Below are 9,534 nucleotides of genomic sequence, written 5' to 3'. Positions count from 1 at the left end.
AGGAAATTGCGGCGGCGTCCGAGCAGCAAAGCAAGGGTATCGAGCAAGTCAATCAAGCGATTGCCCAGATGGATCATGTCACGCAACAAAACGCCGCACTGGTGGAAGAGGCGGCGTCGGCGGCGAAATCACTGGAGGATCAGGGGCACCTTTTAGATGTGTCTGTCCGAGCATTCCACATCACAGAGTTATCGACCCGGCCGATAGAACTTCGCTCAGACATTGCGTGGCAAAACGAATTATCCGACGTGCGGCCCAGAGGCATGAGAGGGCAACCAAGATTACATAGGGTACTTGAAGATTGGTTGTCGAAAGAAAATGCGATTTGAACGCATCCACCACCTCGAAAATTCAGTGGTTAGCGGGCGATGTTTGCTCGGCATGGCATGACGAGCACCAAACGACCTTAATATGACTTATCGCAATAGAGTGACCCGAAGAAATCTTAGGCAAACAACCAAACAGGAAGGTCAGATAGTAGGGTTGCGCGTACGCCCGAAGCCTGAGCGGCGAACACCGGTGACTCGCAGAAGCCAGGAGACGAGTCATTCGCGCTTTCGGATGCTTTACGAGGCCTTACCTGCCATCTCGCACTCGATCGATGCGCAAGGGCGGTTGGTCCTTGTCAGCGACGTCTGGCTTAGCACGTTGGGCTATGAGCGCAGTGAAGTGGTGGGCCGGTTTTGGCCTGACTTCTTGACGCCCGCATCGCGCGCCTATGCGACCGAAGTGATCATTCCCGAGTTGTTCCGTACTGGTCGCTGCAAGGATATCGAGTACCAGATGGTACGCAAGGACGGTGTCCTGATAGACATACTGTTGTCTTCGTTTATCGAACGTGATGCAAGCGGCGCACCTTTACAATCGCTTACCGTCATTCAAGACGTTACGCAGCGCAAACGCGAACAATCTGAACTCGCGGTACAGTATGAACGCTTGCGCGTGACCCTAGACTCCATCGGAGATGGCGTCATAACCACAGATGCGCAAGGCCGCATCGAGTACCTCAATCCGGTCGCCGAAAGATTGACCGGATGGACCAATGCTCAAGCTCGGAGTCGGCCGTCCGCCCCGGTATTCAATATCGTTCACGAAGAAACTCGCCGGCGCGCCATGAGCCCCATCAGCGTTTGCCTGGCCGAAGATCGCATCGTCGGTTTGGCCAATCACACGATATTGCTCAGTCGCGATTGCCGGGAATATCACATCGAGGATTCGGCCGCGCCGATCAAGGACGCAACGGGGCGAACCGTGGGTGTGGTGCTGGTATTTCGCGATGTTTCGGAGCAACGGCAATTGAGCCTGGAAATGACCTACCGGGCCACGCACGATGAGCTAACCGGCCTGCTGAACCGAAGCGAATTCGAACGCCGCTTGGAATCCACTTTGATGGCTGCCCACAAGGTAAAGGACCGGTACGTATTAATGTACATCGATCTGGACCGGTTCAAGCTAGTGAACGATGCGGGAGGCCATGCCGTTGGCGACAGGTTGCTCAAGCAAGTTGCCGGTCTGATCAAGAAGGTTGCACGGCGACACGATATTTTTGCGCGACTCGGTGGCGATGAATTCGGCCTGATCGTCGAACATTGCTCGATTGAGGCGGCGCAAAGCATCGCGCAGAAAATCTGTGAAGAAATCGATGAATTCCGCTTTCAGCACGGCGAGCAGCTTCTCCATATCGGGGCAAGCATAGGGCTAGTGCAGATCGACGAGCGCTGGCCGACTGTGGCCAGTTTGCTACGTGCGGCCGACAGTGCCTGCTATGCAGCCAAGGAGGCGGGGCGCAACCGCGTCTACGCTTATTTTGCAGCCGACGAAGTGATCGACTCTCACCAGAAAGACATGCAATGGGTTCGCCGGCTCGAACATGCACTGGACAACGGGCAATTTGTGCTGCATTGGCAGGAGGTAAAGGCGATGGGCTCTGTCGAGGAAGGCCTTCATGCGGAAGTCTTGTTGCGCTTGGTGGGTGAAAACCGGAAACTGATTTCTCCCGGTGCTTTTCTGCCGTCCGCGGAGCGCTTTTACATGGCTTCGCGCATCGACCGGTGGGTAGTGAACGAGGCATTCGAATGGATGGCCAGACATCGCGATGCCTTGGGACATCTCGATACGTTATCGATCAACCTGTCAGGACTGTCCATTGGCGACGGGGATTTTCATCGCTATGTGATCGATTTAATTGAGACTATGGCTTTCGACCATCATAAGCTTTGCTTCGAAATCACCGAAACCGCAGCCATCACCAATCTGAGCGATGCAACTTCATTCTTCGAATCGATGCATGCATTCGGCATACGATTTGCGCTTGATGATTTTGGCAGCGGTTTGTCGTCTTTCAGTTACCTGAAGAATTTGCCGGCGGACTACTTGAAAATCGACGGGCAGTTCATCCGCGATCTGGCAACCAATCTGGTGGGGCAGGCCACCGTACGATGCATTCAGGAAGTAGCGAGGATAACGGGTAAAAAGACAGTTGCAGAGTTTGTGGAGACCGAAGCGGTCGAAGCGCTATTGCGCGAGATCGGGGTCGACTATACGCAGGGGTTTCTACGACATCGCCCGGAACCACTCGACACGATACTGACGATGCGCTCACCCGCGCGGTCCTTGTCAGAATAAATGCTTGTCGCGTGGCTTGCCCAGCAACGCATCGCACGCCGGGGGTACGCCGCATTCCAGACGATCATCAGCGCCAGTGTTATTCCCGGAGCTCCATCTGGCCGGGTAAGCTCGCGCGCGATTTAGTCCGCGGTGTTCCGGCACCATCGGCTATGCCGAGGCCGCCTGTAAGTCGGTGATGTCGCGTTTTGGCGATGTTCCGAACATCCTTGCGTATTCGCGACTGAACTGCGAGACGCTCTCATACCCCACTCGATAAGCGGCGCCCGTTACGTTGGCTCCATCTTCTACCATCAGGCGGCGTGCCTCGAGCAGACGCAACTGCTTTTGATACTGGATTGGCGTCAAGGACGTGAGTAACTTGAAGTGCTGGTAAAAAGACGATGGACTCATCTGAGCCGTATCAGCAAGTTGCTCGATGCGGATAGGACGAGCGATGTCGTCACGCAAAAGCCAGATCGCTTCAGCAATGCGTTGCGTGCGGCTGTTAGGGGAGGCGAGCTTGCAGATTTCACCGGCACTCTCGCCGGTCAGCAGCCAATAGGATATTTCCCGCATGATTGCAGGATAAAGGATAGTCGCAGCCTGGGGCGTCCCAAGCATCTGGATTATCCGGCCGATGCAGTCGGCCAGCGGCCCATCGACATCCATCGCGAAGACTCCCATGCGGGCATTGTCATTCGGTTTTGGAGGGGGGGAGAGTTGTGCTGCTACCTCCCGCAATATGCCGAGGTCAAGCAGCAGGGCGATGCCCAGATAGGGCTCGCGGATGCTGGCTCGCGTCACTCTACCGACGCCAGGTAGTTCTGCGCTGACCACGAGGGCTTGCATCTCACCGTAGTCAAACTGCTTGTCGCCGAACAATATCTGTTTCGCCCCCTGCACAGTGATGCAGAGCGCCGGTTTGTACACGACATGGTATGGCAGCCGCTCGCACGTCGAACGCATCAGGAACAACCCTTCGATCGGAGTGACGAGCGCGCCATCGTCCCCGCCGTTGCTGTCCATGTATTGATTCAAGGCGGCTATCAAGGTTGGCGACATGCGAGGTCTCCAGAGCGGGTGAGAGGAGGTCATTGTGGTCTATAGCGTTGTGGGCATTTTAGCGTTCAATCTCAAAATAAAAATTGAATTTGGAGGATTGTGCAAAATATTTGAGGATTCCGGCATGCGGGCCTCGACCCCTTCAGCCCATACTTCCTGGCATGGACAAGCCACTCGCGAGGTACGACACGGCGGGCGAAACTCAAGGAAGCGTGATTGGAAAGGTGGCCGTCGTAACAGGCGGTGACTGCCCAACGCATAGAGGCTTCCAGCGACATATATCTTTAACACACGGACGAAGGTGATCCATTGAAAACCATAGTAATGACCGGCGGTACGTCGGGTTTGGGCGAAGTGGCCGCACGACAGATCGCCAGGACTCCAGGCATGCGTCTTGTGCTCGGGGCTCGTCGTGCAGGCCAATCAACAATCGAGACACTACCGCTGGACCTTACCCGCCTGGCCAGTGTCCGCGAGTTTGCGCAGGGCGTCATTCAGGGGCTTGGGGATAGCTTGATCAACGGGCTGGTGCTGAATGCAGGGACGCAGTTTCCCAATCTTGACCAGCGGACGGAAGACGGTTTCGAGACCACGTTCGCGGTCAACCATCTGGCGCACTACCTGTTACTCCAGTTGCTGCTACCCAAGCTGGCTCAAGGTGCGACGGTCGTTATCACGACCAGCGATACACACGACCCGAAGCAGAATCCAATGGCTCCGAAGGAACTCGATCCGCAGTTACTGGCTCATCCACAAGCTCAGAGCCGTCCGACGGGATTCTCGGCGGGATTTCGCGCCTATGCAGCATCGAAACTCTGTGATCTGCTCATGGCTCGCGGGTTGGCCACATCCGACGAGGCCAAGGCGATGCGCTTCACTGTTGTTGCCTATAACCCTGGTCTTACCGTCGGGACATCTCTATTTCGGGCGTGGCCGCTCTGGGCTCGACTGGCAATGGGTACCGTCGGCCTGATCCGGCCGATGGTGCGTCTCGCAACCGTGGAGCAGGCTGGGCAAAACCTCGCAGACCTCGCACTTGGACGGATAACGCCACCCGCCGGACGTCTGTATGCCTCGCTCGTCAAACGCCAGCTCACCTGGCCCGATCCATCGGAGCTTGCGCGCCAGGATGACGTGATGAAGGGCCTTTGGCGCGACAGCGCACGCATGGTAGGTCTTTCTAGTCCGGTATGAAATCTTTAGGAAGGGGAAACAAATACATGGCCCGGCAGAAATCCATGAGAGCCATCCTTGGAGAGGGTGTTCAGTGGCTCCTGGTTGCCGCATCGCTGAGCAGTTTCGTCATCGGACTGGCGGGCTGCAGTTCAGGCCCGGTTGCCAGTGATCCATCGCTCACGACAGGGCAACGTGACCAGGCACAACGGGAAGCCAGGCGCCCATCTGCTGGGCCGGACGAGTCTTACGAGACGGTGATCGTTGAATCCGATCTTCCAGTTCCGCTTGAGCAATTCTCCAAATGGTTTGCGCAGAAAGGCGCCGCCGAATTCTCGGTGTTCATGACGGGTGCCTCCGCAGTGCCTCCGATCAGGCTGATCGCTCAGATCCACAATGGCGCGGTGCGCAGCGATGCGCTGATTGGCTTGTGGAGAAACGTTGGCGACCGTCGACGAGTCGTTTTTGCCGATGGTGCCAGCGCCCTTGAGGAGATTACAAACGATCAATTGCCACAGTGTTTCCAGTATGAGGTTTGGAATCTCACGGACGATACCGGTCGATACATCACCTACGCGCTTTCAGAGTTTCGCTTCTCAGGAAACGATCGCGGCACGCACATTCGTTGGGAATATTCGTTCCGCCCCAGGGGTTTGCCCGACGGTTGGTTTATTTCCCGATTCGTCCACGAGGACTTCCGGCAGTTCATGGCAGCGACGTTGACAGCGATGCAGGTACAGGCAGGCGCTGAAGCCGTGGCGATGTACGTCTGGCCCGCTAACTTGCAATAGGAATAGGCGAAGCCGCCTTTTTGGTTGCCTGTTTCTTCCGCGCTTCTAGGTATTGATTGTGATATCGCACGAGTTCATCGGTTCTGTCTTCGACATCGATTCCGTTCGCTTTTTCTCTGTAGGACACAATATTCTTCGCTGTGAATCGTCATCCCCTGTATGGAACCGCCGCTAACCACGAATCCGATGATCGAACGAGATCGCGATATCACCGCAATCTTCTTGCGTGAGCGTACCAAGCTCGGGAATTTTATTCGGCGCCGCGTACGTGATCCCGGTGATGCTGAAGACATTTTTCAGGACGTGTTTTATGAGTTCGTACAGGCCTACCGGCTGCTCGAACCTATTGAACAGGTCAGCGCGTGGCTTTTTCGCGTGGCGCGAAACCGCATCATCGACCGCTTTCGCAAGAAGAAAGAACAACCTCTGGGCGAAACCATCGGGCACACCGATGACTCGGAAGGCGAGTATCGGCTGGACATTGATTTGCCCGCAACCGATGCCGGGCCGGAAGCGGCCTATGCAAGGTCGATCTTGCTGGAAGCGCTGCAAGAAGCGCTCGATGAATTGCCGACAGCGCAGCGCGAAATCTTTATCGCTCACGAACTGGAGGGGCGCAGTTTCAAGGAACTCGCATCCGAAAGCGGGTTGAGCATGAATACGTTGTTGGCGCGCAAACGTTACGCCGTACTGCATCTGCGCGTTTGCCTGAACGCCGTGTATGACGAACTGGATATTTAAGGGAGAGAGTAAATGCGTTTCGGACTGAAATTCCTCTGCAAAGCTGTGCTGATTCTCGCAGCAATCGCAGCCCTGGGATGGGTTGTCATGACGTTATGGAACGCGGTCATCCCGGCGGCTTTCGTCGGCGCCCGTGCGATTGATTACCAGCATGCCGTCGGCTTGCTGGTGCTGAGCCGCATCCTGTTCGGCGGGTTTCGCGGCCATAGCGGGTGGCATGGGCGCCGCCAATGGCGCCGATGGCAGCAAATGACGCCAGAGGAACGCGAAAAATTTCAACAAGGCGGACTTTCGGGGCGATGCAAACGTCAGGCCGAGTCGGCATGAACAATATATCGACATCCACCTGTAAACAAGAACCTGGCGTTATCGTTCCTCGCGTCGATCTGAACCGGTGCGAGGGTAAAGCGGATTGCTCAACGGTGTGCCCCGAGCATGTTTTCGAAGTTCGCCGAATCGACACCGCAGACTTTCAGGGCATGGGGCCACTGCAGAAATTCAAGCTGCGCGTGCACGGCATGAAAATCGCATACACGCCAAATGCGCAGGCATGTCGAGCGTGTGGACTCTGCGTAACCGCGTGCCCCGAAGGGGCGATTACGTTGATCAGGATGAAATGACTGGCATCCGCGTTATGTCGCAACCCGATCCGTTATTCGTGGGACTATCGATATAGGAAAAGGTACTGGCAATCGGTGAAACGATCAACAGACGTCGCACTCTTACCTGACGGTCACGATCCCAAGTATCCGGATCCGATAGTTTAGCTGACTGAGCGTCATTCCAAGCTTCTGCGCCGCCCGTGACTTGACGCCTCCAGTACGCTCCAGCGCCATGTTGATCTGATCGCGGTCCGCTTCGTTGATGCGACCTGCGGGCCAGAGCACACCATCGGCTGACTTCGGCAGCGCGTCTTTTTCTGTCATACGTGGACTGTCTTCCGAACTGAGGACTGTCATGACAGCAGGGGCGTCGATGACCGCGGAATCCGACAGTAAGGCAAGCCGGTCCACGACGTTCTGAAGCTGGCGTACGTTGCCGGGCCATGCATAAGGAATCAATGCGGCCAAGGCGTCCCCGGAAAGACGAACATTACGCTTGAACCGCTTATTCGCCTCCAGTAGGAAATGCCCGACCAGCAATGCAACGTCTTCCGGGCGTTCACGAAGCGGCGCGATGTGAATGGGAACCACGTAAAGCCGGTAGAACAAGTCGAGGCGGAACGTGCCATCGAGAACTTGTTGCTTGAGGTCCCGATTCGTCGCCGCAACGATCCGGACGTCGAGCTTTCGTTCTTTTGAAGAGCCGATGCGCGAGACAGTACGCTCCTGCAGCGCGCGCAAGAGTTTGACCTGCATGCTTAAAGGCAGGTCGCCAATTTCGTCGAGAAATAACGTGCCCCCTTCCGCCTCCTCGAAGCGACCTGTTCGGCTAGTTGCCGCGCCGGTAAAAGCGCCTTTCTCGTGTCCGAACAGTTCGGACTCGAACAACGCTTCCGGCACGGCCCCGCAATTGACTCTCACGAACGGCGCGTGGTTGCGCGGGCTGGCAGTATGGACGGCTTGCGCGAGCAATTCTTTTCCTGCTCCCGATTCGCCGAGGAGCAACACGGTCGCGTCGCTCGAAGCGACCTGTTCAATCTGCTTGACCACGGCGCGAATCTTGTCCGATGTGCCAATGATGCCGTAGCTACCGGCGTGGTGGTGCAGCGCCTCTTTGAGGTTCTCGTTCTCGTGCTTCAATGCTGCAGTCCGGGCCTTGATGCGCTCGGCGATGAGATCGTCGAGAGGCAATAGCTGCGAAATCTGAACCGCCACTTCGCGCAGTATTTCAAGGTCCGACGCAAGGCTGCGCGAAATGCCGCGAAAGCGGTTCACTGCAAATACCCCGCATGTACGACCATTGACCTGTATTGGAAAAAAGAACATCGAGATCGTGCCGTTGGGCAACGCGCTACGCGGCACCGTACGCCACAGATAGCGGGGTTCGGAATCGATGTCCTGAACGATGACTAACTGGCCAGATTCATAAATCTGCCCTGTCACGCCTTCTCCACGCGCGAGCACCCCGCGCACCATTTCTTCACGTGTCAAACCGTAGGCATGTTTGAGTATCAGACGGTCCGTTGCGGCATCGAATAGAAAGAGGCGTCCCCGGTTCAAGCCAAGGAGCTCAGAGAGTAGATGAAATATCTCCCGGAAGGTCTTAGTGGAATCCGAGTAACGGCCAATCACCTCCGCGAGTTCGCGTCGAAAAAACAACTCCTGTGTGGGCCAATCGACGTCGACATGCACCTCTGTCGCTAAATCCACGCGCGCGGATGATCCGCCTGTGTGCGTGTCGGCTCGATGGAGACTCGGGCGGGCAGAAAAAGGCCGCATGGCTCAGATCCTCGGTCACGGAGAGGGCAACAGATCGACAAATCTTTAGCCGTGTCGTCGTTGGATGAGGCGTTATACTATAACATAACAAATTGTGCGTTTATTACCAATCCGGCCGTACTTAATCGACGAATCTTGCCGACATCCTACGAACCGGTTGTTCGGTAGCGGTCGATGTATTGTTGAGCAGTTCTCTTATACGCAATCGTTTTGTTAACAAACATGCATTTTGTTAACAGATGCATCTGCGATGCGCCGTTGACGCGACGCCTCTTCCGTCGGTGCGGACCTCTTGTTCGAAGTCCATGCTGGCATGAACAAGCCGTTTCGCAAGCTGTTTTCCCGGGGGCAAACAGGCCAATGTCGCGGGACGGTTTTGGAAAACCCGCGAGACGTTGCGCACGCTCCATCCGGCACCAGGGTAAGACAACCGCTGATTCGTCATTTCATTCGCATGGCCCAAAAGTTGCGTATTACAGCCGTGTACCCAATCCGGATTAATAGCCTTCCACCGCGAACCCGCCGCCACTTTATTTACGGTTACATTTACATCACGCACGCGAACTGGCCAGCCATTAGTCCCTCCAATCATTTACGGCATCACCATGACTCATCATATCGACGCGGTACCTTATACGTGGCCCGTGAGCGGTTTGCTTACCCCCCGGAATACGGCGCTCATCGTAATTGAAATGCAGATCGCCCCCTGCGGATTCGGTGGCTATGTAGAGAAAATGGGCTACCACCTCTCGCTCACGCGAGCTCCCATCGCACCCATC

8 protein-coding genes and 2 pseudogenes are annotated in these 9,534 nt (G+C 56.0%); 8 read left to right on the top strand and 2 right to left on the bottom strand.

Features of this window, described 5'->3' with window-relative positions:
- A pseudogene (locus GSQ77_RS27585) lies at positions 1 to 329 on the top strand (methyl-accepting chemotaxis protein); the annotation flags it as partial.
- A 190-nt stretch (positions 330 to 519) separates the two neighbouring features.
- Positions 520 to 2,625, top strand: a complete 2,106-nt coding sequence (locus GSQ77_RS27580; RefSeq protein ID WP_158907042.1) for an EAL domain-containing protein — start codon at positions 520 to 522, stop codon at positions 2,623 to 2,625.
- 150 nt (positions 2,626 to 2,775) lie between these two features.
- On the opposite strand, the gene GSQ77_RS27575 is transcribed toward GSQ77_RS27580, so the two are convergent.
- Positions 2,776 to 3,669, bottom strand: coding sequence for an AraC family transcriptional regulator (locus GSQ77_RS27575; protein ID WP_158907040.1), 894 nt, complete (start codon positions 3,667 to 3,669; stop codon positions 2,776 to 2,778).
- Between the two features lie 309 nt (positions 3,670 to 3,978).
- Between GSQ77_RS27575 and GSQ77_RS27570 the strand changes: the two genes are divergently transcribed.
- From GSQ77_RS27570 to GSQ77_RS27550, 5 genes are all read left to right on the top strand, one after another.
- A complete protein-coding gene (locus tag GSQ77_RS27570; RefSeq protein ID WP_216854964.1) occupies positions 3,979 to 4,863 on the top strand; it encodes an SDR family NAD(P)-dependent oxidoreductase in 885 nt (294 codons plus the stop codon).
- Positions 4,860 to 5,633, top strand: coding sequence for a hypothetical protein (locus GSQ77_RS27565; protein WP_158907038.1), 774 nt, complete (start codon positions 4,860 to 4,862; stop codon positions 5,631 to 5,633). The genes GSQ77_RS27570 and GSQ77_RS27565 overlap by 4 nt, the downstream gene beginning before the upstream one ends.
- A 159-nt stretch (positions 5,634 to 5,792) precedes the next feature.
- Entirely contained in the window at positions 5,793 to 6,374 is a 582-nt protein-coding gene (locus GSQ77_RS27560) for an RNA polymerase sigma factor (protein ID WP_158907036.1), read from the top strand.
- Between the two features lie 12 nt (positions 6,375 to 6,386).
- Positions 6,387 to 6,701, top strand: coding sequence for a hypothetical protein (locus tag GSQ77_RS27555; protein WP_158907034.1), 315 nt, complete (start codon positions 6,387 to 6,389; stop codon positions 6,699 to 6,701).
- Positions 6,698 to 6,994, top strand: a complete 297-nt coding sequence (locus GSQ77_RS27550; protein WP_158907032.1) for a 4Fe-4S binding protein — start codon at positions 6,698 to 6,700, stop codon at positions 6,992 to 6,994. Before GSQ77_RS27555 ends, GSQ77_RS27550 begins: the two co-directional genes overlap by 4 nt.
- 102 nt (positions 6,995 to 7,096) lie before the next feature.
- Here the strand turns inward: GSQ77_RS27550 and GSQ77_RS27545 are convergent, their stop codons facing one another.
- A complete protein-coding gene (locus GSQ77_RS27545; RefSeq protein ID WP_254067852.1) occupies positions 7,097 to 8,755 on the bottom strand; it encodes a sigma-54-dependent Fis family transcriptional regulator in 1,659 nt (552 codons plus the stop codon).
- Positions 8,756 to 9,360: 605 nt separating this feature from the next.
- Between GSQ77_RS27545 and GSQ77_RS29725 the strand changes: the two are divergent.
- Positions 9,361 to 9,534 (top strand): annotated as a pseudogene (locus GSQ77_RS29725) (cysteine hydrolase); the annotation flags it as partial.

Origin of the sequence: Burkholderia sp. L27(2015), assembly GCF_009765705.1 — a bacterium.
Taxonomy (GTDB): Bacteria; Pseudomonadota; Gammaproteobacteria; order Burkholderiales; family Burkholderiaceae; genus LMUX01.
This window is presented reverse-complemented; position numbering and strand designations above follow the sequence as displayed.